Genomic DNA, 23,003 nt, shown 5'->3' on the forward strand with positions numbered 1-23,003 from the left:
TTTCAGTTCTCCTTTGTTCATAATATTTTTGAATTAGATATTGAAGAGGGTGCATATGACGTTGTTTATGATTTGGGTTGCTTTCACCATATTGCTCCTCACCGTAGAATGAACTACATAGGTCTAATCAAGAAAGCTTTAAAACCGAATGGCTTCTTTGCAATCACCTATTTTCTACAAGGTGGAGACTTAGGCGTAGCAGACATATACGATTGGAAAGTCTTGCAACAAAGAATCCAACATTGTTAAAACATCTTCATACCCATAAATTGTCTCGTCCAAAAATAACCCTTCCATCATACCCACACCCCACTGACCCTAATGTCTTAATATTAGATCTATTCTAACTTAATTTTTTTTTAATTAACAGAGATATCCAGTGTCCGTTATTCCATAATCCTGCTACGTTAGTGAAACAAGAAAAAGAGCCGTTACCCTCTTTTTTCGCTTAACTCTTGCATTCCGGATAATTTCAACACCATTGATGAAACATCAATTGTTGTTTCCATTTATATCATTACTTACCTTTTCAAAACATATATTAACTGTCCGTTCGTTTGAACGAGTCCGATGCATTGTATTTGCAGGTACAGTAAATATTTCACCAGTTTTCAATGAAACTGTTTCATCATTTTCTAAATCAATGAAAAGTTCACCTTCCAATACATAAAATAATTCATCGCAATCCTCGTGTTTATGCCAGTGAAATTCTCCATTTATCACAGCAATTCTAAGAGCGTGGTCATTTATTTCACTTACAATAAAATTTGTGTAGTCACTTTGGTCTTTTATTAATTCATTTAGGCTAAAAACCTCTAATTGTCCTTTTTTCTGCATTTTGATTCTCCTTTAAATCTAATCTTCCTAAATTGACTTATTTCGACAGTGGAACGAAAATACCTTTTTCATATTGAACTCACCTGCCCCTTTAGTTCCATAAGAAAAAGCCGCCTTTAAGACAGCTCCGATCTTTAGCTAACGCACCTGTTAGTTAAAGAAGGATTATTTAGTTTATTTGATGATAGAATAAATGGCTTGCTCTGCTCCAAATTTGATAAGTAAATTTATTGCCTTTTCAAATTCATTATTCATACACTGTTCCCCTTTTGTTTTTTTGTTATTCCTCATAATTGTTGTACTTCCCTTAGGAAAATCATTTGTGTCTTTAAAATCTATTATATATTAAATTCCTTTTGAACTAACTTGCCCCTTTTAGTGCCATAAGAAAAAGCTGCCTTAAAGACAGCTCTGATCTTCAGCTAACGCAACCGTTAGTTGAAGAACCATTTTTTCCGTGGTACCGGGTAATATTCGCCGGCGACAAGTTCTGAAGGTACGGCTCCTTCAATTCGTAAAAGGTCGTCTGAACTTAAATTCAGGTCAACTGCGCCGAGTGAAACATGAAGTTGTGACTGCTTTCTTGCACCAATCAATGGGATAACATCCTCACCCTTGGATAAAACCCACGCGACAGCAATCTGTGCAATGGTTGCTTGCTTTTCTTCAGCAATTTCACGCAATGCCTCTACAAGGGCTAAATTTTTTTCAATATTTTCGTTGGCAAACCGTGGACCATTACTGCGTTTATCATCCAAACCTAGAACCCGATCTTTTGACCATGTACCGCTCAATAAACCTCTTGAGAGAACACCATAAGCCGAAAGCGAAATACCTAATTCCCGTAGAGTTGGCAAGATATTTGATTCGATGCTCCTATTAAATAGTGAGTATTCCATTTGCAGCCAACTAATAGGATGTACAGTGTGCGCGCGACGAATTGTATCGACTCCTACTTCAGAAAGACCAATGTAACGCACATATCCCTTCTTTACCATATCGGCAATTGCACCAACCGTTTCTTCAATTGGTACGTTTGGATCGATACAGGCTGTGCCTGGTTGATAAAGATCGATGTATTCAACACCTAGGCGCAGTAGGGTATCCTCAAGGAAATTCTTTACTGTATTAGGGTGGTTATCACTCTTTCGATGACTCTTGCCCTGAGAGTGTAGCTTGCCATCGAATTTTACTGAAATGAACACATTTTCCCGTTGGATTCCTTGGAATGCTTCACGTAGAAGTAATTCATTGTGTCCATCGCCATAGAAATCCCCTGTATCAAAGAGTGTAATGCCTTCCTCAAGTGCTGCGTGGATTGTTGCAATGCTTTCGCTTCGTTCAGCATTACCATATAGCCATGACATCCCCATACAACCGAGACCAATCTCAGAAACCAGTGGACCGTTATGACCAAGTGCTCTTTTTTTCATAGACACATTTCCCCCTCGGCAGTCTCAATGACAATCTGTAACCAATTTCGTTCTGAAATCCCGCTCCAAACGGCATATCGAATAATAACAAATAGAACAACTAAATCAACAAAAGACATTAAATATTGAAAGCGGACAATCCCTTTTACATAGTAATTCTTCATAAATGTTCACTACTTTAACATTACCATAAATCGGTAAAAACGGGATATATTTAAACGGTTCTTCTTAATACAGATAGGTAAGAGTTTGAGGTTATCGCCACCTTTTCCCCCCGTTCACACCGTACATGAGACTTTGACCTCATACGGCGTTCCAACTAATCTAATTCGATTTAATCATCAACACTTTAGAAATCGAAGCTCCTTCCGTGTCTCAATTCTTCCGTTTTAATAAGTCGGTGCCCCCCGTAGTAGGTGAACCTCTATTAGTCTCACAAGAACCTTATTAACCGATAAAGATTTGCCTTGCATGATTAAATGTTTCTTCATTAGTCTAGTGGCTATCCCTCCAGGCTGATTAGACCTTTCATTGGTACTGTACCCCTACTTTCACTGATATAAAGACAAGTTATACAATAACTAATGTCATTATTGTTTCCTTGCCAACGCTTCTTTGGGAGTAAGCCCTCCACGTTATGGCTTACAACGTTGAATTATATCTATTATAGAATGAACTTAGGTGCTTCCTGTCAGCCTGTTAGCATTCATACGCCTGTAACGTATCATGGATTTTCATATTAGTTATTTTTACTCACCCACATCTAACCTCACAATTTGGTGATATACACATTTCTATGTATCGCAGGTATATACCCGTACATTCAGAAGTTCGTCAGCTTAACCTGTTACGATAAATTCTCACGCGTTTTTCGCCGAGTTTATAACACTATCATTCTTACTAAGTCCAGTGCTATTCGACTAAGAGAGAACCCTTCAGGGCGTTACCCCGTCAATTGATTCTTCGATATAACCCTTCGGTTCCGTAAGGTCTGACCTTTACCTGTATAATGTGACCATTCTCAATTTAAGCCATAAACATTTCGCACAGCTAATCTGCCCTATAGTTTAAGTACATTTCTTCACAATCTACATACCAACATTAAAATAAATATCCAGTCTTTTTTGAAAGTCTTATTCCATTAAATGGCCCGATTACGGAAGATCAAGTTAGACTTAATCCTTTACCCCCGCTTTACCCCCTGCATAGGTTCCTGTTATAGCTCTGATATTTACATATGATTTAGGCAGTATCACCAGAACAGTTTTACTATACGTTTATAAACTGATACAGAAGTCTTATTCGATTTAATGAAGGGAGGTTTTTTTATTGGTTAATCGACACCAGCAGCCTGGCTCATGGATTCCAGGAGGAGTGATGGTTCAACAACAACATAGTGATCATAGCAGCAGCCAGCATTACATGCCACAAACCCAGCACGCTCAATGGTCGCATGGACATCATCCCCACCATATTCATTGGCCACATGGACACCATGTACATCACCCTCACACCCACCCGGCACATTGGGCACCTGGACAACATGGGCAGCACATTCATCCAGTACATTGGACACCTGGTCAACAGGGACAACACACTCATCCAGTACACTGGACACCTGGTCAACAGGGCCAGCATCAGTCACAGCCTATGCACTTTATACCAAGACAGTACTGGGCGCCGTTACCGTAGATTTACAATCCCATGATCAATATACAAAGTAGGTCTAATGTTCTGTGGACACTACGTTATAAAGGGTTAGAAAAAAAACTGCTTCAAAGGGGCTGTCTAATAAGTCCCTAAAATGAAAGCCGGACGGAAAACGACTCGTTTTTCCGTCAATGTCATTAAGTTAAGGCACAGGGCCAAAAAATCAAGAAAAAAGAGCAGGTTATCGAAAAGATAGCCCGCTTTTTTTGCACGAAAAAGAAAAATAGGACTTGACAAGAAGATGGAAATGCGTAGCGAAGCCCCTTGAAAAAAACGAGGAGGTTACGCCAATGAATGAGTACGCAAATTCGCTAAATGAAACGCTGACATCCCTCATACGAGAAATGTCAGCCGCACCAGCGCCTTATGTCAAAAAAGATTTTACCCGAAAGAAAAAGCTGCCCTTTGAAACCGTTATGCAACTCCTGATCTCCATGGGGGGCAACAGCATATATAAGGAACTCTTGGAATCGCAGGGCTATATTGCTTGTTATTGGAGCCGGGAGTGCTGATGCTTGAATGGCTCGAAAGATAATCCGTTCGTTAAGGGGAAACCCAGGATTTCTCCCAAAAATCCTCCTAAGAATGCACCTAGCTAGTACACCACTCTTTATTTTTAAGTCACATCGTATCTGCAGAACCCAACTTCAATGCCTCCATTTACCTAATTCCATATACATATCGTTAAGAAAAAGATAGTTTGTATACAAACTACATGTATAATGGAAGGAACTAGATTCAGCTGTTAATAAATTGCGAAGGTTTTTAATCATTTTGTCCCTTTAATCACCTTACATTAGCCATGAGTAATACGCTTAATAGTTCTGTTTGATTTAGATATGAATATATTTAAAGATCTTCGATAAATATATTCCTTCTAGTAATCAAATTCATGCGATCAAATAACAGGGGGGCCCATGTATATGGATAATGTATTAAAAGTATCATCAAAATCAAAGCCGAAATCAGTTGCGGGTGCAATAGCAGGCGTAGTAAGAGAAATTGGTCATGTAGAAATTCAAGTGTTGGGAGCAGGTGCATTAAATCAAGCAATTAAATCCATTGCAATTGCAAGAGGATTTGTAGCTCCCAGTGGTTTTGATCTGGTTTTTGTTCCGGGATTTACAACTATTTTAATCGATAGTAAAGAAAAAACTGCAATAAAATTAAGGATAGACTCTAGAAAACAACGATAGATTTTCATTATGTAAAGAGCCAAATACTTGGTCAGGAAAGGCAAACATGTATTTTACACATACCGTTTTCCATCCTCACGCATAGAATAGATTACAGGATAAATCCTGTAATTCTCCTTAAAAAATCGGACAACCTGTAAAAGATTATGTTTAAGTGAAGGTTTGATCTCAATATCGGTGAGGATTGAGAGGGGGTATGGATATGACGACTATTCTTTCCATAGCTGTTGTTGCACTGGCTCTCCTTCTATTCGCAAGTTTATATAAAGATAAATAAACTTTTTCTATGTTTTCAGATTGTAGTATTCTCAAAGATTGATGCTAATTAAATAACTAAACCGATTGTTGTATAGATAGTAAGAGGTAACAGTAGGCAGTTAGAGAAAAAGGTGTTTCCTCATGTATGAAGAAACACCTTTGATATATTTTTACTTCTACGTTTTTAAGTGAAACAACAAAAACTAGATTTTGCTTCTTATTTATGATTGCGCTATTTAGAACTCATTTCGAGCAAAGTTTTTTTTAGATTCTTTAAATTCTCCGTTCAAGAATTTTCACTGTCCAATCGTCTCTATTTTTTTCTACGGTGACCTTATTTCCATCTCCTGCTAGATAACCCGCTACAAAACAAGCCTCATCATACTCTTTAAACGTTTTTTCATCGAGATCGGACGACCGCTTCATTGCTTCTATGGCCCTTCTTAAATAGCCCTCCCCTACACTGAAGAACATGTTGATCTTGATTGATTTCATATGTTGATTTCCCCTTTATGTATCTACTAGCCTTAAACCATCGAACAGCATTAGTCTTGGGAAGACTCCGGTTCTTGTGGTTCCTTTATTGAATGCTTTGTAGTCCGGCTCGTCAAGCTCATAGATATCATTTTACCATCAAACTTACATTGGTCATACTTTGTTTCATATTCTCGGGTGGATTTCTTACTTTCGTTTACAACCTCTGTTTGTTAAGGTTAGGTTATTGCCGTTATCCATTTTAGAACTAACTTCGTCAATCTTACTTTCTATATTATTCTGTTGTTTGTTTCGATTGCTTTGACTTCTAAATAACAATACAACCATAGTAATAAGAAATGCAAAGAATACGACGAACATCAATTGAACTATTATGTCTCCTGTATTCAATCAAATCTCCTCTCTAAAATTATTCTCTTCTTTGTTTTTATGTACATTTTCATATCCCGTCTCAAGTTCTCCCGCTCCCTTAACTTTTCTGTGCGGGAATATAAAGAGAAACTGATTCAAGGGGTTCCCAATTGTTATCATACAATTGAAAATGAACTAGGCGGCCTTCCTCGTTATAAAAAGAATGACGGGACCCGACTATATTTCCGTTTACATTATAAAGATATTTAGTAATTGACACGATTTTTTGCTCTTTTCTAAATTCTTCATGTTCTATATCCAGTTCATTTTCTTTGTACTCTTTCCACTTTTCTACTGGCAGTGTTATTTGGTGCAGTCTCCGATCACTTGTATATACTTCTAATACGATGGAATTAGGATTCATAACATTTCCTCCTTCCTTTCATATAAAACTTATTATTTGCACAATTTTCTGTACCCTTCCCCTGTTTCTTTCTCTACTTCCAATGGGCATATCTTTACCAGAAATAATATGAAACCAAAGTTGATCGACGATGTACATGTGAGAAACCACTTTCAATATAGAGGGGAAAACGCTCTGAATTTCTTCATCAGAAAGCTCTTTTAATCTTTTAAATTTAATGCATCCAATAATAATTACATTATTAACTTCTTCTGTAATAATTCCAGAAAACCTTCTTCAACTAAACGCCGGTTAGTTCAATAAAAAAAAGCTGCCATGCAGCCCTGTTAGACAGGTTGTTTACATTATTATACGCCCATCATATTTATTAATTGGCAGAGATCTTCTAGAGCAAATCCCCTTAAACATCTATATGCAATTAAAGCGATCATAGGTGAAAAATCAATTACACCAAGCGGCGGGATAAAACGCCGAAAGATAGCAAAGTAAGGATCAACTAGTTTACTAATCCATATGCAAACCTTTGTTGCATTAAATTGAGGAAACCAGGAACCAAGAATGGATATGAACATTAACCAATAATAAATATCGTAAATATATTGCCCAATTAGCAACCCATCAACAATGTTAAGAACTGCTGGAACTCGATCGCTTTTTTCTTTTCCAATTTTTCTCCCGATGTTTCTTCCGATTTCCTTCCGAATTCGATTTAGATTCATTGCATTTGTTATTTTCATCCGTACAACATATACAAAATGTTTTCACTAAAAATACACTCAATGTGTGATCTTGATTATCGGGATTCGATACTTTTAAGCTGATCACATCCTCAACCTGAAATGCCCTTTGACTATTTGCAGTAATTGTTGCTTTAATAGGGTCAAGAGGCTGGTCTAAAACAAATACAGCCGAAAGCTAGAGAAGCTTACAACCTTTTGTTCGGATGGCGACTTCTAGTGTTGGAACGGGTCCCGATTCTCCAAAAGGGAAGTTGAAGGTAAAACGCACTTTGTTGTGATTACAGGCCATAGAAATGGGTGATATCGCACAGGAAAGAGGTATCGGTAGAGGTACTAATACCCTCTAGAATTTCCCGGAATGTCTTTCCCGGAAAAAATATTAGTTCCCGTCCGCATGATTATCTTTTAAGCCATTCAAGGGATAGGAGCATTAGCCATCCTGGCTCCAATAATAAGCAATATAATTTTCTACAATGAGTAAAAGGCAACGTATAAGCAATACTAAGAAGGAAGTTTTTGAATAAAGGAGGGAATGTAATGACAAGTCGCAACGGCAGCAAAGGAAGCCAAAATCAAGGTTCACCCCAAGCACAAAACAATCAAGAATTTAGCAGTGAGTTTGTGAGTGGGGATGATAACAAAGGAAAAGAATATCGTTCTAAAAAGGGTAGTAAATCAAAGAGTGATCCAAAGGAAAGCGGAGCATAAAAAAATCGTGAGGTTTACGCCTCACGATTTTTTATGCCTTCAGCTGAAAAGCATCAGAATCTGACTCAATGGGATGTTATTCCGTTGCTTGTTCTAGATGTTTGGGACGAGCTAAATATATTGATAATTGGTGGAAAATCGTGAATTGCTACCAGGTCTTTTTTTATGCTATACAAGAAAGAAGGACATTTAGATATACCCTAATGCATGCAGTGAAACGCACCGAATAGCAATTAGAAAGCGAGTTACCTTATAACTCATTTTCCCTTTGCTGTTTAGTAGAGAAAGATGCTGTTTCACCCTCATTACCCGGTTCTTTTTGAAACCCCTTATCGAGCTGACCGGCATTTTCAATATCTCCCGATGCCCGGTATCCTGCTACTTCCTCATTGCTTGTTGTGCCATATAGGCCCATGCCACCAAGCTGTGTTCGTACGTTTTCCTGAATTTTATCTTTTTTGTCTGCCATTTTCTTCACCTCCGCTTGTTGTTAATGTAACCAACAATTAGTAGTGTATGTAAGAAATAAAATGGTTTCGACTCAAATTATGCTCCCTTTTCATATAATGATTAGAGTATGAACAAAACAAATAAAACAACTTTATTGAAGTATAGTTTTATTTTTTTTTGATACTATATTAAACGGAGGTGTGTTCATAATGGCAAAAAACAAAGATGTTCCAAATACACTCAAATATAGTATATGGAATACACGAACGGATGAAAATCAACCTGGTAATAAAGAAAAATATACTGAGTCAATTGACAGATCTAACCCAGAATCAAAAACAGCAGACAATCAAGAATAACAATCGCTCCATAGTTTCAGATTTGACGGTTACAAAAATAAAGATACTAAATGAGCAAACGGTTACACAAAGGGCTACAAAGAAGGAATTAAATAATTTTAGGATCTATAGCTTGTTATCTTTTAACGTTCGCGGGAATAATAATAAATAATGACATTTATTAAAAAAGACCGCTGGTGCTACGAACACCAACGGCCATACATAGTAGGTTCCCTGAAAGGGGGATCGACGTTAAGGTAGAAATAATCCACCGGAGCCGTTAACTCGAGGGTGGATTATTTTTTTGGTTAAATGAAAGTACCGATTGACATTGTCCATCGTGGTGTAATAGGCGTTGGTCACGTCTCGACACCATTCTTAAACTAACCTGCCCCTATAGTTCAATAGGAAAAATCCGCCAGGTTTGGCAGCCGGATCTTCAAGTAACGCACCGTTAGTTCAATTGAAAAGCCTTACTCCTTATTAAAGTAAAACGAAACATTTTTCCATTTACTTCAAAAAAATCAAATGCCTCGCTGATTACAGTAGGTGTCAATTAACTTTTCAATTTGATCAAGATCCGGAAATTTTCCTGAAAAAGAAAATTTTATTTCTTCCAAAAACTCTCCTTTGTTATATACATGAATCGCGCCATTTTGGTTGATTACACTATATTCTGGTTCAAACCGAAAACCATTTCGTTCCACAGCACCCATTGGCCCAAACACCCTCCTTAACCAAATATATAAACACTACAATTAATATTTCACAAATCTGCTGTTAACAATCTTATAATTCATATTTTTCTTTTCAATCTAGTAAGAAAAATGCAAGAACGTGCTATAGACCTACAAATAGCCCGGCCTAAGTTATCATTCGAATAAAAGGTATCATCCGCCGATTTTGGGGCTATCTGTCCACTACATGGAATTAGCCAAACTGAAAGCGTCTCGATATCTTTGTGAGAGAAGTGCACAGCGGTGAAATTCCCAACAACTGCATTACTGAATTATCATCTAAATACAAAGAAAATCAGCCATTCTCGTCTGGTTGTCAATTCCATCTTTTGTTGAACACAACGAAAAGCGTATACTTACGTCTGTTGTAGGCTTTTACCGCACGCCTACAGGTGTCGCTTTAAATATGCAAGTGCCGATCCTCACCTAGCTAATTGGGACAGAAAAAAACACCTAGGCTGCCATGCTCCTGAATTCTACTGGAGTATGGCAGTTTAATTTTGTAAATGGTCGATTGTAATTATAATAATACATGTAATCTTGTACTTTTTCTTGTACAATGGAACATGTAAGACGCGGTCTTAGCGGGCTGCTGAATTCTTCCGACTTTAGCGAGGAATGGAAGGATTCGATGACGGCATTATCCAAGCAATTGCCTTTCCGGGACATGCTTGTGATGATGCCTTTTTCTTTTGCCTTTTCCTGAAAAGCATAGGAAGTATATTGAGCTCCCTGGTCACTATGCAAGATCACCTCGTAGGTTTCTCGTCCTCTGCAGGCGTCTTCCAGGGTTTGAGTGACGAGCGAGGTATCTTGTTTATCACTGATTCGATAGGCCAGGATTTCGTTGTTGTACAAGTCCATGATGGTCGATAAATATAACATCTTTTCTCAATAAGGCAAATACGTAATATCTGTGACCCATTTCTGATTGGGCTTCTCTGCTGAAAAGTTTCGCTCCAGAAGATTGGCGACGATACATTTGCTTTCTCCTGCCGTATAGGAGGTTCTCTTTGGTTTTACCCGGCATTGAATGTTAAATTTCTGAATGATCTTCTGCACCGTATTTCGATCTCCTGATACTTTCCCAATAGTTCTTCTCTCATCTCGTAAATCGCTACTTTTCTTTTAAGATGTTCAAGCTCACTTACATCTTCCGGTCCTTTCCCAAAGGTATATTGTTTCCCTATAGGTTGGGCTAACCGTTGTTCCTCCCCATCTCGAAACCACTTCATCCACGTTTTAATTTGCGTACGATTCTTAATCCCAAATTGATTCATCAGTTCCTGGTTGGAATACTCTCCTGTTAATTTTAGACGAATCACTTCTCTTTTCAGCTCTTCTGAATAGACCTTCTTTTTTCTCACCATAAGAAAAACACCTCCACTTTGTCGATAATTGTATTTACGACCATGGTGGTGTTTTTTCCTTTGTCTCATTTAATTAGGTCACTCTATTTATGGTGAGGGGCTTTTTATTTTGGTCAAAGTCCGATCACAATCCATTTAAATCATATACTTCTTTAAGGGAATGAGATTTCCTAGTCAAAACTTTTCTTACATTGAACTTTGGGGCGGATCCCCCCAGTTATAGAGTTTTTATTTTTGAATTTGTGTTTTACATACTTTGAGCGTGATGTCATTTGCTGATTGATAGGCGTTTATGTCCCTTTTTAATAAAAACCCTCGTTACTTTAAATACAACTCTTCACAATCTTTAAGTAAAATAAAAAAAGAGCAGCCTCCACAACTCGGCCAGCTCCAATGTTTTATTAAACCAAGTTGCACATTCTTTAACTTTTGCTAGTTATCGGGTACCGCCTGTGAGATGCGCGTCAAACATATCAATGATTTCAAGGAACCTATCCGCTTCCCTGAAAACATGGTCTGCTAATAGAGGATGAATAATGCTTTTTATTTTACATTGTTCAATTAAATCACGGGCTGTTTTCTTGAAGTCCCTAAGAGATACGACAGACACCCGGTTTTGATCAAGAAATTGATCTAAAAGAGGAACTGTTTGAGATTGTGGCTTCATAGATTCTAAGTCCCTTGCTTGATACAACAATTGATCAAAATCATTGCTAAAATTCCGTGCTAAATCAACTAGTTTCCTTTCTGATGGATCAAGGAGATGACCAATAAATTTGGCATGGTCTGCCATAATCCTTAAGAAGAAGACATTTTCTTTAATAATGGCATCTGGAAGCGCTTGTAATTTTCCTTCATTTAATTCTAATAATCGTTTTCTAAAATAATTTGCTTCCCTACTTGTATGGTCAACTAATAGTGGAAAATTATTTTGCCCAGGCAATTTGCATGTGAGAATTAGTCCTAATATTTTCCGTTTAAAGAAGAAAATATTAGTTGCCGCTTGTTGAACATCGGAATTAAATCTTCTTATTTGTTCTGGGTCTGTTTGATTATTAAAGGAATGTGCAGTTTGTTCGATGCGTTCAAATATGCGATAAAATTGATTAGCCTCTTGAATTAGTTGAGTATCTTCTGCTCTAAAACCCAATCGAAGAAATAAAGAATGTTCTTTCATGATTCTAGCCCAAAAACGAATTTCATTTAAAGAGCGTTCAACAAACAATCCAGAGGTAACACCGGTATCGGCATGCAAAGATGAATCTTCCCCGTTCATTCTATAACCTCCCTGATATACTTCCTTCATTCAATTTATATATACTTGGCCGTTTGAATATGCTTATTTAAAAATTGAGGAATATGGAAGATAAACCTTCTGGAACCTTTCAAGTGCATCCTGGGTTTTTGGTCCCCATAGTCCATCCTCAGCCCCGCATTTAAATCTAACAGCATTCAACGCCTTTTGAAGCTTCAGGATCTCAGCCTTCGGATTCTTTTTACCTTTACCAACTGTGATAGAAGGCAAAGGGTACTTATAGGAAGACTGCGGCTAGGCATCACAAACACCGAAGTAACCAATAATGTTTTCCTCTCTATATGTAGGCAATAAAAAAAGCCACCCACTCACAGGCGACTTTATGTAATTCTATTTAACTTTGATATTTGAATTTAATATTTTTTTAATCTGATCGAATGCTTCTTCCTTACTAATCCCCGCATCTGCCGGCTCTTTCACTTCATCTAAAACTAAAAAAGCTTCAGTCACAATTCTTCTCGCCTCTTCAGGCGACATGCTCTCAATCTCTTTTTCTAATCCACGCTGCAGACTCATCATTCTCACCTCCCTTCACCAAAGTGACAGATGGCCAGGTGATATGCTCACAATCATCACAGTACGGCAATTTCCCTTCTTGCTTAAGGATCTTCCAGTCTGTAGGATGCAGCACAACTTTACAATTCAAGCATTTAATAATTCTTTTTTTTCATTCACCAATTCTCCTTCCGACAAAAATAATTCGCGAGAAGGTTCTTAAATCCTTTAATAAAGGTACACGATGTTATCAAAAATAAGAGTTGCCTTTGCTTATTTAAAAAAGCTGATTAGTTTTTAACCAATCAGCTTGAATCATGGACATGGCCAATAAAAAAATTCTCGGGATATAGACTAAGGATGACTGAGACCCTTTCTAATCTTACTCTAGCAAAAGTACATTTTTATTTAAATGTTATCAAACTAATAGAGTCCGACATAATATATTGTGAGATTATTTAATCTCAGGTTGAGTGAGAGGAGGTGATCTCTCATGTCTTGTGGTTGTGGTTGTAATGGTTCATTTCATGAATCTAATGAACATCAATCTAGTAGAGAAAATAGAAGATCCCAAGCTAAGAAACGCCGTCGTTCTAGCTCTTCAAGTTCTTCAAGCTCTTCTTGGTTTGTATGTAAAAAGAAAAAAAAGAAAAAGAAAAAACATTAAGTTCAATGAAATCCAGGCTGCCTTTACGGGTGGCTTTTTTTATTGAGTTAACGTGGCAGTTTATTTGAAGGTATAAGCAAAAAGGGTAGAAAATCCGCTCTATACTCCTACACCATTAATAGATTTCCCCATAGATTAATAGTAATACCAATCAGAGAACACCACTCCTTGATTGTTCCCTAAAATGAGATTAGTCACCTTTTTTTACTTCCTGCAGGATACCTAAAGCATAATAGCAAGTAAAATAAAAAAAGCACCCTCGAGAGGACGCTTCAATTCTTAAATTTGCGGGAGAAAATATACGGGCCAAAAGCAGTTTTGCAAGTTGAAATCCTTCACAGGCGCCTTGGTAATGGATAATTTCCATCCTTATCATCCATATCTTTAGCAAACGCTAATTTACCCTCATACTCTTCTTTAAAAAGTCTTTCAAATGCGACTTCGATTTCATTAGCCATATCATCAACTCCCTTATGCCTTAACCAATTCGCTTCGCCGTCAATATACCAGCAAGCCATTCTTTCAAGTAACCATACTAGGAGTAGCGGCATTATCCATTATTTTTATTTTTTTCATATTTTATAAAAATAATGGGATCGGCTCCACTGTTTATCTCTTAATATTGGTGGTTCTTACAATACTTGCCCTATTGAGGAAAAAACAAAACGGCGCCCCTGTGTAATTAAACCAAAAGAAAACCAACTTAACAGGCTGGTTTTCTTTTTTTGATTATAGGATACGGATTCCCGAGAACTCTTCATCCGTCATATCTTACATCTTTAATTTCTTCGATATATTCTAGGGATGACACATGAGATGGGTTAATGATCAATCCCTCAAACTCAATAAAGCTATTGATTGCGTTCCCCTCCTGGTTTTTAAACTGTTCTATTAGATCTTCCGGGTGCTTATTAATAATGTACTCTTTTCCAGAATCCATAAATACCTTTGTTTTGTATGAAGTACTCATCTTTTCCACCTCCTTCTGAATTAGCCAAATCCTCCAGGTTAAAATCTCTTTTGGTGTCATGTAGTATAGTCATATTTCATAAACTTTAAATGTGTATTCCCTGCCATTTTACTACCCACCCGTAAAAATCCAAAAACCGTTACTAGTAAATGAGCCAACTTTTCTGTTCTAAATTGATACTAATAGAACATTTCTAGACATATGTTTTACAAAAAACATAAAAAGGAGTGTAAAGTTAGTTGAGATCAGTGAAGGTTCGGTTACTGCCCATTGTAAGTAATATTAATTTACCAACTGTTTTAAAAACAACTATACTTCCAGGTGACTCCATTGAAAGATTATTTATTGCAACCCAGGTGGGAGAAATCTTTTACATAGGAAATGGAGTGATCATGACTTTTTTGGATATTCGCCCACGAATCATAAAACTCGGTACTTCTGAACCCGGTGTTTCTCGAGGTGGGTATGATGAACGGGGGTTACTGGGGCTGGCGTTTCATCCGAATTTTTATTATAACGGGCTTTTTTACCTACATTATTCAATGGCAGGAACACAAGGTCCAGGTGCTCTTTCTAAACATTTTAAACCTGACCCATGTGATCCTAAAACGTTAAACCTGAAATGGATCAATAGAGAAACTAAATATGATCATATCGATACAGTTGAAGAATGGATATTGCAATCAAATGGTCAACCTCAAAAACGGCGGACATTACTTAACCTAAGAAGACCTTTTTTCAATCATAATGGGGTCAACAGCTTAACCTTTTCACCTGAAACCGGCAAACTTGTTTTAACGACCGGTGATGGCGGGGCGGGCTTTGATCCATTTAATTTAAGTCAGAATGATTTGGAAATCGCCGGTAAAATAATTGAGATTGATGTCGTTAAAAATACCTTTATCAATAACCCGCCTGTAGTCACACGTTTTAATGAACTACCCCTTCCTATTCAGGAAACACTTACGGTAATTGCCAAAGGGGTTCGTAATATCCCAGGTATTTCATTTCAAAGATTTTATAATCAGTACATTAAATATGCGGGTAATGTCGGACAGGACTGTGCAGAATCCATTTTTTCGTTCGTTCATTATAAACCGATACCGGTTACTCAGCTTGTTCAGCACGCTTCTTTAATGGATTCTGTCACAGATCAAGAGGGATTTATTAACTTTGGCTGGCGTGGCTGGGAAGGTACTTTTCCTACTATGATTAAAAGGGGCTGCTCTGCAAACTCTGCTCTAGATGAGAAAACAATTGCTTACTACAGTGAGGCAATAGAAACGTCAGTAAAACGACTTGAACCTATAACGAGTTATTATCACAAAGATCTTCGCCCTGACAAGTTCGGGGGCACTGCTCTTACAGGTGTCCAGCCATATCTAGGGAATAACATTCCTGATTTATCGGGAAGCGTTGTATTTACCGATGCTGCCCGACAAGAATCTCAACCGGTTAGAGGTGTTTTAGCATACACCAAGGCAAGAACAGATGATAAGCTAAACGATTTTGGTATTATTGAGACCGATTATAATTTCGGGTCTCAATCGGCTCTTTACATGAGCTTAGGAGCGAATCTGGAGCAAACCAGACTATATTTAGGGGCGTACGGTTCAATGAAAGTAACCGATTTTAACCAAGGTACTATTTTTGAGGTTATTCCATAACTATATTCATTGTTAGACATTATTTATTGCACAAAAAATGACCGATTTTTCGGTCCTTTTTTGAGTGAAAATAGTCGGTTGGATAATAGACAAATCAGTAAAAGATTAACGAAACATTAATGCATATGGTTAATTAGAGATTTTTCTTCATTAAAGCTGCTACTTGCATATTATCTTCTTGAGAAGTTTCTTCCAGATGTTTAATAATCAATTCTTGCCTTTCCACAGGATGATTCTGACTTAATTTCGCTTTTGCTTCAGTATTTGTGATTTTTATTCTAAACGCTACAATTCCTTTCGTCATCCCTTCTATAAAACTAGGTTCTACGTGATTTAAGTTGTATGGACTATCAGAGATTTCATATTTATTTACCAGATCATTTAAAGAATCAATGATTGCGTTTCTGTCTTCGACAATCTCCATCTTTCCATAGACATGGATAGAAACATAATTCCAAGTTGGCACTGCTTTACTTGTCTCATACCACGATGGTGAAATATAACAGTGAGGGCCTTGGAAAACCGCTAGCACTTGCTGGCCTTCAGCATCCTTCCATTGTGCGTTTGGGCGTGCAAAATGGCCATATAACAAATGTTCAGATTTATCTAACAACAGCGGAAGATGAGTAGCGTACGGTTCTCCTTTATGCTGAGAAAATAACGTTGCAAAGCCGTATTTTTCGATAAAATCATAAATCAATGCTTCATCCTCAATCTTAAAAGGCTTAGGGATATACATAACATCCATCCTTTCATAAAAAGTTAGTTGAGTGTTTTTATCATGATAAAGTCCGTTTGTTCTTCATCCCCCATATAAAATGAGTGAGCTCCCGTTTGGACAAAGCCTAATTTCTTATAAAAAGAAATGGCATTTTCATTCTTTTCCCATACACCTAGCCAAATTTTCTTTTTACCACATTCCGTCGCAATTTCCATAGCTTTATTCAGCAGATATTTACCAAGTCCTTGTTTTTGAAATTTGCTTTTTATATAGATCCTTTCAATTTCAAATGAATCGTCCCCCATTTTTTCAGACTGGGCATCATTGGTATTGACCTTTAAATATCCTGCCACTTCATTTTTAAAATAAACAAAAAAGAACTGCGAAGAACGATTGGATAATTCTTTTTCTATTTGTCTTAAGTTAAAGGCTTTTTCCAAATAGGCAATCATATTTTCCGGTGAATTCTCATGTTTAAATGTCTCGTCAAATGTTTCACAACTAATCTCTTGAAGTATGCGTGAATCTTCTTTGGTGCACTTTTTTATTTTGATCGTCATTCCTGCTGCTCCTCCATCAATAATTTCTCTTGTTTCCTTTTTTTACAAATTCCCAGTCTTTTTCTACATTTTTTCTTACTCTTTCAAGAAGATTGAAAATGGTTTCTGCTTCCTCTTCGGTTAATCCCTCTAATGCAACATTATTGGAATACTCATTTTCTCTTTTAATAAAAGGGAAAACCCTTTTCCCCTTCTCTGTTGGAAACAGTTTTTTAATTTTTTTGTTATATTGATCGTCTTTTTTTTCAACAAAGCCATTCATTTCAAGTTTTTTTATAGCACGTGATGCCGTTGTTCGATCTACTTTAATCATCTCAGCTAATTTCTCCTGAATCATTCCAGGGTTTTCACAAATTCGCACAAGGTACAAATACTGTCCTTTTGTAAGATCATATTCTTTAAATTCTATATTACTGATTGAATCCAATGCCCTTGCGATCATTCCAATTTCACGAAGAATTTCCTTCATAATTCACTCCCTTAGCATTTTTTATTGTAAATGCAATAAAATTTACTTATATTAAATGTAGCTTATATTTGTTGTATATGCAACAATAAAGATTCAAAAAGGAAACGGTAAAATTGAAATTGTTTATTTATGTTTTAGATATCCTTATCTTAACCCTTGGTATTTCTTCCACAATACAATCCAATCTCGGAACATCACCGATTATGATACAGAAAAAAAGCATTCTATTTAGAATGCTTTTTTAACTGCTGTACTTATTATAATTGGTATATTTATCTTCTTCCAGCCTGCTTGAACACTTACTTAAACCAGCCTTTTTCCTGAAACCGGGTTATGGCCTCAATCCGATTGGTGACTTCGAGTTTTTCTAATATGGTTGAAATGTAATTCCGTACTGTTCCGGCTTTGATAGAAAGCTGAGTGGCGATTTCCTTTGTATTTTTTCCATCGGCAATTAGGGTCAATACCTCTTTTTCACGGTCAGTCAGCGGGTTCTCCTCACTGTAGGCATCGTCCACAAGTTCTGGAGCATATATTCGCCTGCCTGCCATCACACTGCGGATGGAGCTTGCCAATTCTTCACTTGGACTGTCTTTCAGTAAATATCCTCGGACCCCAGCCTTCACCGCACGCTGGAAATATCCTGTACGAGCGAATGTAGTTAAAATGATCACTTTGGCACCGGATTCTTTCAGTTCTTCCGCTGCTTCAAGTCCCGTTTTTACTGGCATTTCAATATCCATAATACAAATGTCAGGTTGATACTGATGAACAAGCGAAATCGCTTCTTCTCCGTCGCCGGCCTTTCCCACGACTTCCATATCCTCTTCCAAATTAAGCAGCAGACCCAGTGCTCCCAACATCATTTGCTGGTCTTCCGCAATGACGATCCGAATCATTTGCCTTCCTCCTTTTCCGCGGATTTTATGACATTCGGCACTCGTATAATTAACGTAGTCCCTTCCTCTGAAAAGAGTTCAAGACGTCCGTTAACAAATTCAAGTCTTTCTTTTATTCCCAGTAGTCCGTGACCTTTTGTTATATCTTCATTTACTTTTAAACCTGCGCCGTTATCCTTTATGGAAATGTTAACTTCGTTTAATGATTGTTCGATAGAGATATGGCAGGTTGTTGCGTTACTGTGTTTTACAACATTGGTTACCGCTTCTTTCAAACACATACTCAGAATGTTTTCAATAAACAGGGAGACATTTGTTAGGTTTATTTTTTGATCACCTATATATTCAATTTGCGCTGCTTTAAGTATTTGTTTCACATTGATGAGTTCCTCTTCTAATCGAATGCCTCGCATTTGAGACACCATTTTCCGGACTTCGTTCAGTGCTGTTCTAGCCGTCTGCTGGACGTCATTTAACTGAGATCGGGCCTGCACGGGGTCTTTTTCAATTAATTTTTTGGCCAAATCACTTTTCAGACCAATCAGCGAAAGCTTTTGTCCTAACGTATCGTGCAGATCACGGGCAATTCGCTGTCGCTCCTGCTGTTTTACGAGTACCGCATTTGCATCTTGCAATTGTTCTTCGAGCTGCTCACGCTTTTTTCGGTTATATAAACTGAAAGGCATCAGGATGATACTGATCCAAATGATAATGATAAAAGGCAGTTGTTTTAGGAACTGATCATCTTGAAAGATGATGTTGAAGTTAAAAGAAACGGTCATACTGACGAGATGTAGAATATATAAGGAAATAAAAGGGATCCGTTCTTTTATATTACCAATAAAATAAGCAAGAAAAAATGCAAAATAAATATAGTTATAAAGGCTTGTCATGGTAATGGATATGGCAATAAGAATGCAAGCCCAACCGTAAACAGGCCACCCTTTTGAAATGAAAGCAAAACGATAAGAAATAAAGAAGAAAATGGTTAGTATAATACCCGCTACAATGGCTTTCGTGGAAGATGATTGAAAAATAAAGTAAAACGGTAAAATACTAAAAACGCTCCAAACATACGGAGAAATCCCTGTATTCCTTTGAAACAGTTGATATATCTTTTTCATATTGAAACCTCTTTTGCGGTGTTAAATGCCTATTGTAATTTTATCACAATATCTTTTCAAGAAAGAATGGAGTCCTGAAAACAATGGGTTAACCCATGCTTTCAGGACTACATGTTATGTGCCGATTAAACTGATTTCAAATAGGCGTTTACCTTATTCTTTTTTGATTTTATCTTTTGAATGCCTTTAAAGCTAATAAACGTTCTGCTCTCCTCATCCCAAAGACGGAATCCAAGGGAACGAAGGCTTGAAGTAAGAGTGATCGTTTGTACACTTTGGAATGTTGAATCAATACGATGAACATCTTCCAAGTTATAATTAGGCACCCTTGGGCTTAAATGATGAATATGATGAAATCCAATATTGCCTGTCAGCCATTGCAGAACTTTCGGAAGCTTATAGTAAGAACTGCCATCTATAGCGGCTTTCACATAATCCCACTCTTCGTCATGTTCAAAATAAGAGTCTTCAAATTGATGCTGTACATAAAACAGCCAAATACCAGCAACACCCGATACAAAGAAAATGGGACCTTGAACAAGCAAGAATGCCTCCCATCCGACCGTCCAGCAAAGTAATGCGGCCAACGCAGCGATAGAAAGGTTTGTTATATATAAATTTATGCGTTCTTTGAATCTTGCTCCTTTGCGGTTAAAGCGATTGGTAATCAGGAATACGTATATTGGCCCAAGACCAAACATTATGATCGGATTTCGGTATAAACGATAAGCGATGCGCCTCCAAAAAGATGCCGCTAAATACTCATCTACCGTCATGATCCAAATATCACCTGTTCCACGTTTATTTAAGTTACCACTTGTAGCATGATGAATGTTATGTTCATGCTGCCATTGATGATACGGGAATAAAGTAAGGACTCCTGTCATCGTTCCAACAATTTTATTGGCTTTTCGGTTTCGAAAGAATGAATGGTGACAGCAATCATGAAAAATAATAAAAATGCGAGTCAAAAATCCGGCACCAATTATCGTTAAGGGCAAAGCAAGGAAATATGAAATGGACAAGCTTTCGTAAGCCAGGTACCACAGAAGAATAAAAGGTACAAGTGTATTAATTAGCTGCGTTACACTATTTTTTGTACTTGGTTTTTCATATGGGGCAACTTGTTTTCGTAAATTAACAGCATTTTTGTGTTTTGACATTAGTATGTTTCCCTCCCATTGGTTCTACTCAAGTATACAGATGGGAGTCTTGGCTTTTAAGACATATGTGTCATTCCTAAAGTATGATAAATGTCATGTATACCGTTAGACCTTTTATTTAACAAACAAAGGGCTATTTAGTTTAAAAGCGTTTATTACCATGGAATAGAGGATAAACAAGGACTGAACTTCTCTAAAACAAGGAGGAATTGACGATGTCTCATGAACAATTTAAAGAATGTATTGAGGAATGCCTATCATGTATGCAGGTGTGTAACCACTGCTTTAATGCCTGTTTACAAGAAGATGATGTGAAAATGATGGCGGAATGCATCCGTTTAGACCGTGAATGTGCTGATATTTGTGCATATGCTGCCGACGCGATGTCCCGAAACAGCCCATTTGCTTCTCAAATTTGCCAGCTATGCGCGAAAATTTGTGAAGCATGCGGTAATGAATGTAAAAAACATGACCATGATCATTGTCAGCAATGTGCAGAAGCATGCCTCCGTTGCGCTGAAGTTTGCCGTAAAATGGTAAGCTAAAACGCAGGAACATGTTTTTACTATATACTGGATACCAAGTAAAGAATTGATTTTATTTTCAAGGGACTAGCGTATCAGCTAGCCCCTTTTTTATTGTATTGAACTTGTAAAAGCTGCACTGGAAGCGGGCGATTAGCTTTGCTGTCAACGCCCCGTATAATACCAACAAGCATTTAAAGAAGTTGGTTCTTTTTAAAATACTTCCACATTCCCCAAGTCAGGATGATTAACAATAAGAAAATAATCACTGTTGCTATAGGGGAATCCTGATATGGCAATGGAACGTTCATTCCAAAAAAACCAGTGACAAATGTTAACGGAAGCATGATTGTGGAGATGAGGGTCAGAACGTTTAATTTTTCTGAGGATTTTGCGTTGATAATTGAATAGTACGTATCCAATGCACTATTTACTAGATCTCTAAAGGTTTCTGTTGAATCTACGATCCGTTCCAAGTGGTCAATGAGGTCTGTGTAAAACGGCCGATTATCTTCTCGAATATCAAACTTCCAATTCCCGTCTACCGTTAAGAAAATCCTGCGTTGCGGAAGGATGACACGGCGAATAAGGATGATCGTTCGTTTTAATGCTAAAAACTCTTCCGTCACCCCTCTTACACCCTCGTCATAAATCTCATCTTCAAGTTCATCAATACGAATCCCTATACGGTCCAGAATAGGAAAATATTCATCAGTTATCCCATCAATTAATGCATAGAGAAGAAGGTCTGCACCATTTTTCATGTATTTAGTATGTCTAGAACAGATGGCATCCATTTGACCGAGCCACTTCAGTTTATGCTTATGGATGGTGACGACATAATTAGGACCGACGAATACATTCAGCTCAAGTGTGGTTATTTCATTATCGCTTTCTTCGTTGTAACGCAGCGCATGAAAGACAAAGAACTTATAGTCTTCATAGTCATCCATTTTTGCCCGGGGACTGTCATGTAAACAGTCTTCAACCGCTAAGGGGTGGAAATCAAATAGTTTTGCAATTTCATACAGTTCACGGTTCTGTAAGTCGTAAATATCAATCCATAACAAGTTCTCTGGATTCTTTAGATGCTGGTGGACATCCTTTAGCGGGATATTCACTGTCATTTCTTGGTTCTCTTGTTGATACAAATAGGTTTTTATCATAAAAATTCACCTCTTCTTTTAGAGGCAGTAAAGGCCGCGAACAAATCTTATCTTATCGGACAAGAGGAACATGAGCACTTTGTTGCCTCTTTCGTTGTGTTTTTTATCCTGATGGTTTTCGAATGGGGGTCATCTGTACCCATGATTCCTCACCTCCTGAGAAAATAAAAAAGCTCTTTCATCACAGGAAAGAGCCACAAAAGCCACATTTAACAG

Annotated in this window: 28 protein-coding genes and 3 pseudogenes; 9 read left to right on the forward strand and 22 right to left on the reverse strand. The window is 37.4% G+C overall.

Annotated elements, in window-relative coordinates:
• Positions 1-18: 18 nt before the first annotated feature.
• A pseudogene (locus QNH15_RS16170) lies at positions 19-222 on the forward strand (methyltransferase domain-containing protein); the annotation flags it as partial.
• A gap of 270 nt (positions 223-492) precedes the next feature.
• On the opposite strand, the gene QNH15_RS16175 reads toward QNH15_RS16170, so the two are convergent.
• The 3 genes from QNH15_RS16175 to QNH15_RS16185 all read right to left on the reverse strand — a co-directional run bounded on the left by QNH15_RS16175 (position 493) and on the right by QNH15_RS16185 (position 3,915).
• Positions 493-837, reverse strand: a complete 345-nt coding sequence (locus QNH15_RS16175; RefSeq protein WP_283889322.1) for a cupin domain-containing protein — start codon at positions 835-837, stop codon at positions 493-495.
• A gap of 434 nt (positions 838-1,271) precedes the next feature.
• Positions 1,272-2,270: an aldo/keto reductase gene (locus QNH15_RS16180; RefSeq protein ID WP_283889323.1), complete on the reverse strand. Its 999-nt coding sequence runs from the start codon at positions 2,268-2,270 to the stop codon at positions 1,272-1,274.
• A gap of 1,333 nt (positions 2,271-3,603) precedes the next feature.
• Positions 3,604-3,915 carry a hypothetical protein gene (locus QNH15_RS16185; protein WP_283889324.1) on the reverse strand — a complete coding sequence of 104 codons (312 nt, stop codon included), beginning with the start codon at positions 3,913-3,915 and terminating at the stop codon, positions 3,604-3,606.
• Positions 3,916-4,270: 355 nt separating this feature from the next.
• Here QNH15_RS16185 and QNH15_RS16190 point away from each other — a divergent pair, with 355 nt between their 5' ends.
• Together QNH15_RS16190 and QNH15_RS16195 are read left to right on the forward strand one after the other, a co-directional pair.
• A complete protein-coding gene (locus QNH15_RS16190) occupies positions 4,271-4,492 on the forward strand; it encodes a hypothetical protein (protein WP_283889325.1) in 222 nt (73 codons plus the stop codon).
• 411 nt (positions 4,493-4,903) lie between these two features.
• Positions 4,904-5,176 (forward strand): stage V sporulation protein S, encoded by a 273-nt coding sequence (locus QNH15_RS16195; protein WP_283889326.1) that lies wholly within the window; start codon positions 4,904-4,906, stop codon positions 5,174-5,176.
• Between the two features lie 531 nt (positions 5,177-5,707).
• Here the strand turns inward: QNH15_RS16195 and QNH15_RS16200 are convergent.
• From QNH15_RS16200 to QNH15_RS16215, 4 genes are all read right to left on the reverse strand, one after another.
• Positions 5,708-5,929, reverse strand: coding sequence for a hypothetical protein (locus QNH15_RS16200; RefSeq protein ID WP_283889327.1), 222 nt, complete (start codon positions 5,927-5,929; stop codon positions 5,708-5,710).
• A 469-nt stretch (positions 5,930-6,398) separates the two neighbouring features.
• A complete protein-coding gene (locus QNH15_RS16205) occupies positions 6,399-6,704 on the reverse strand; it encodes a hypothetical protein (RefSeq protein ID WP_091004405.1) in 306 nt (101 codons plus the stop codon).
• An 18-nt stretch (positions 6,705-6,722) separates the two neighbouring features.
• Positions 6,723-6,965 carry a DinB family protein gene (locus QNH15_RS16210; protein WP_347343383.1) on the reverse strand — a complete coding sequence of 81 codons (243 nt, stop codon included), beginning with the start codon at positions 6,963-6,965 and terminating at the stop codon, positions 6,723-6,725.
• A gap of 86 nt (positions 6,966-7,051) precedes the next feature.
• Entirely contained in the window at positions 7,052-7,441 is a 390-nt protein-coding gene (locus tag QNH15_RS16215) for a YggT family protein (protein ID WP_283889328.1), read from the reverse strand.
• Between the two features lie 540 nt (positions 7,442-7,981).
• On the opposite strand from QNH15_RS16215, the gene QNH15_RS16220 reads away from it, so the two are divergent.
• Positions 7,982-8,152: an imidazoleglycerol-phosphate dehydratase gene (locus QNH15_RS16220; protein ID WP_091004403.1), complete on the forward strand. Its 171-nt coding sequence runs from the start codon at positions 7,982-7,984 to the stop codon at positions 8,150-8,152.
• 250 nt (positions 8,153-8,402) lie between these two features.
• Here the strand turns inward: QNH15_RS16220 and QNH15_RS16230 are convergent, their stop codons facing one another.
• Complete coding sequence (locus QNH15_RS16230) at positions 8,403-8,621, reverse strand: hypothetical protein (RefSeq protein WP_061972841.1); 219 nt, start codon at positions 8,619-8,621, stop codon at positions 8,403-8,405.
• Between the two features lie 190 nt (positions 8,622-8,811).
• Here QNH15_RS16230 and QNH15_RS16235 point away from each other — a divergent pair, with 190 nt between their 5' ends.
• Positions 8,812-8,961: a hypothetical protein gene (locus QNH15_RS16235; protein ID WP_175501808.1), complete on the forward strand. Its 150-nt coding sequence runs from the start codon at positions 8,812-8,814 to the stop codon at positions 8,959-8,961.
• Positions 8,962-9,464: 503 nt separating this feature from the next.
• On the opposite strand, the gene QNH15_RS16240 is transcribed toward QNH15_RS16235, so the two are convergent.
• The 5 genes and pseudogenes from QNH15_RS16240 to QNH15_RS16255 form a co-directional block, all read right to left on the reverse strand.
• The gene (locus QNH15_RS16240) at positions 9,465-9,656 is read right to left on the reverse strand and encodes a YbxH family protein (RefSeq protein ID WP_061972838.1); all 192 of its coding nucleotides are present in this window, start codon (positions 9,654-9,656) and stop codon (positions 9,465-9,467) included.
• A 474-nt stretch (positions 9,657-10,130) separates the two neighbouring features.
• A pseudogene (locus QNH15_RS16245) lies at positions 10,131-11,044 on the reverse strand (IS3 family transposase).
• 439 nt (positions 11,045-11,483) lie between these two features.
• Complete coding sequence (locus tag QNH15_RS16250; protein ID WP_283889329.1) at positions 11,484-12,323, reverse strand: DUF2935 domain-containing protein; 840 nt, start codon at positions 12,321-12,323, stop codon at positions 11,484-11,486.
• Between the two features lie 63 nt (positions 12,324-12,386).
• The gene (locus QNH15_RS26225) at positions 12,387-12,572 is read right to left on the reverse strand and encodes a peptidoglycan-binding domain-containing protein (protein WP_430667096.1); all 186 of its coding nucleotides are present in this window, start codon (positions 12,570-12,572) and stop codon (positions 12,387-12,389) included.
• 120 nt (positions 12,573-12,692) lie between these two features.
• Positions 12,693-12,881 carry a hypothetical protein gene (locus QNH15_RS16255; protein WP_283889330.1) on the reverse strand — a complete coding sequence of 63 codons (189 nt, stop codon included), beginning with the start codon at positions 12,879-12,881 and terminating at the stop codon, positions 12,693-12,695.
• A 469-nt stretch (positions 12,882-13,350) separates the two neighbouring features.
• On the opposite strand from QNH15_RS16255, the gene QNH15_RS16260 reads away from it, so the two are divergent.
• Positions 13,351-13,524, forward strand: coding sequence for a hypothetical protein (locus QNH15_RS16260; RefSeq protein ID WP_283889331.1), 174 nt, complete (start codon positions 13,351-13,353; stop codon positions 13,522-13,524).
• 335 nt (positions 13,525-13,859) lie between these two features.
• On the opposite strand, the gene QNH15_RS16265 is transcribed toward QNH15_RS16260, so the two are convergent.
• Positions 13,860-13,982 (reverse strand): hypothetical protein, encoded by a 123-nt coding sequence (locus QNH15_RS16265; protein ID WP_283889332.1) that lies wholly within the window; start codon positions 13,980-13,982, stop codon positions 13,860-13,862.
• Between the two features lie 299 nt (positions 13,983-14,281).
• Positions 14,282-14,494 (reverse strand): hypothetical protein, encoded by a 213-nt coding sequence (locus QNH15_RS16270; protein WP_283889333.1) that lies wholly within the window; start codon positions 14,492-14,494, stop codon positions 14,282-14,284.
• 239 nt (positions 14,495-14,733) lie between these two features.
• Here QNH15_RS16270 and QNH15_RS16275 point away from each other — a divergent pair, with 239 nt between their 5' ends.
• Positions 14,734-16,161: a PQQ-dependent sugar dehydrogenase gene (locus QNH15_RS16275; protein WP_283889334.1), complete on the forward strand. Its 1,428-nt coding sequence runs from the start codon at positions 14,734-14,736 to the stop codon at positions 16,159-16,161.
• A 133-nt stretch (positions 16,162-16,294) separates the two neighbouring features.
• Here QNH15_RS16275 and QNH15_RS16280 read toward each other — a convergent pair whose 3' ends face one another.
• Genes QNH15_RS16280 through QNH15_RS16290 form a run of 3 tightly spaced genes read right to left on the reverse strand, consistent with a single transcriptional unit; the run spans position 16,295 to position 17,911 of the window.
• The gene (locus QNH15_RS16280) at positions 16,295-16,900 is read right to left on the reverse strand and encodes an FMN-binding negative transcriptional regulator (protein WP_283889335.1); all 606 of its coding nucleotides are present in this window, start codon (positions 16,898-16,900) and stop codon (positions 16,295-16,297) included.
• A 23-nt stretch (positions 16,901-16,923) separates the two neighbouring features.
• A complete protein-coding gene (gene paiA, locus QNH15_RS16285) occupies positions 16,924-17,442 on the reverse strand; it encodes a spermidine/spermine N(1)-acetyltransferase (protein WP_283889336.1) in 519 nt (172 codons plus the stop codon).
• A 16-nt stretch (positions 17,443-17,458) separates the two neighbouring features.
• A complete protein-coding gene (locus QNH15_RS16290) occupies positions 17,459-17,911 on the reverse strand; it encodes a MarR family winged helix-turn-helix transcriptional regulator (protein WP_283889337.1) in 453 nt (150 codons plus the stop codon).
• Between the two features lie 113 nt (positions 17,912-18,024).
• Between QNH15_RS16290 and QNH15_RS16295 the strand changes: the two are divergent.
• Positions 18,025-18,111 (forward strand): annotated as a pseudogene (locus tag QNH15_RS16295) (YitT family protein); the annotation flags it as partial.
• Between the two features lie 99 nt (positions 18,112-18,210).
• Here the strand turns inward: QNH15_RS16295 and QNH15_RS16300 are convergent.
• The 3 genes from QNH15_RS16300 to desA all read right to left on the reverse strand — a co-directional run bounded on the left by QNH15_RS16300 (position 18,211) and on the right by desA (position 21,097).
• Positions 18,211-18,810, reverse strand: a complete 600-nt coding sequence (locus tag QNH15_RS16300) for a response regulator transcription factor (RefSeq protein WP_061972816.1) — start codon at positions 18,808-18,810, stop codon at positions 18,211-18,213.
• On the reverse strand, positions 18,807-19,934 hold the full coding sequence (locus QNH15_RS16305) for a sensor histidine kinase (protein ID WP_283889338.1): 1,128 nt from the start codon (positions 19,932-19,934) through the stop codon (positions 18,807-18,809). Before QNH15_RS16305 ends, QNH15_RS16300 begins: the two co-directional genes overlap by 4 nt.
• Before the next feature lie 125 nt (positions 19,935-20,059).
• Positions 20,060-21,097: a Delta(5) desaturase DesA gene (gene desA, locus QNH15_RS16310; RefSeq protein ID WP_283889339.1), complete on the reverse strand. Its 1,038-nt coding sequence runs from the start codon at positions 21,095-21,097 to the stop codon at positions 20,060-20,062.
• 215 nt (positions 21,098-21,312) lie between these two features.
• Between desA and QNH15_RS16315 the strand changes: the two genes are divergently transcribed.
• Positions 21,313-21,642: a four-helix bundle copper-binding protein gene (locus QNH15_RS16315; protein WP_283889340.1), complete on the forward strand. Its 330-nt coding sequence runs from the start codon at positions 21,313-21,315 to the stop codon at positions 21,640-21,642.
• Positions 21,643-21,815: 173 nt separating this feature from the next.
• On the opposite strand, the gene corA is transcribed toward QNH15_RS16315, so the two are convergent.
• Complete coding sequence (corA, locus tag QNH15_RS16320) at positions 21,816-22,787, reverse strand: magnesium/cobalt transporter CorA (RefSeq protein WP_283889341.1); 972 nt, start codon at positions 22,785-22,787, stop codon at positions 21,816-21,818.
• Between the last annotated feature and the right edge of the window lie 216 nt (positions 22,788-23,003).

It is taken from the genome of Fictibacillus enclensis (assembly GCF_030123385.1).
GTDB classification, from domain to species: domain Bacteria; phylum Bacillota; class Bacilli; order Bacillales; family Fictibacillaceae; genus Fictibacillus_C; species Fictibacillus_C enclensis.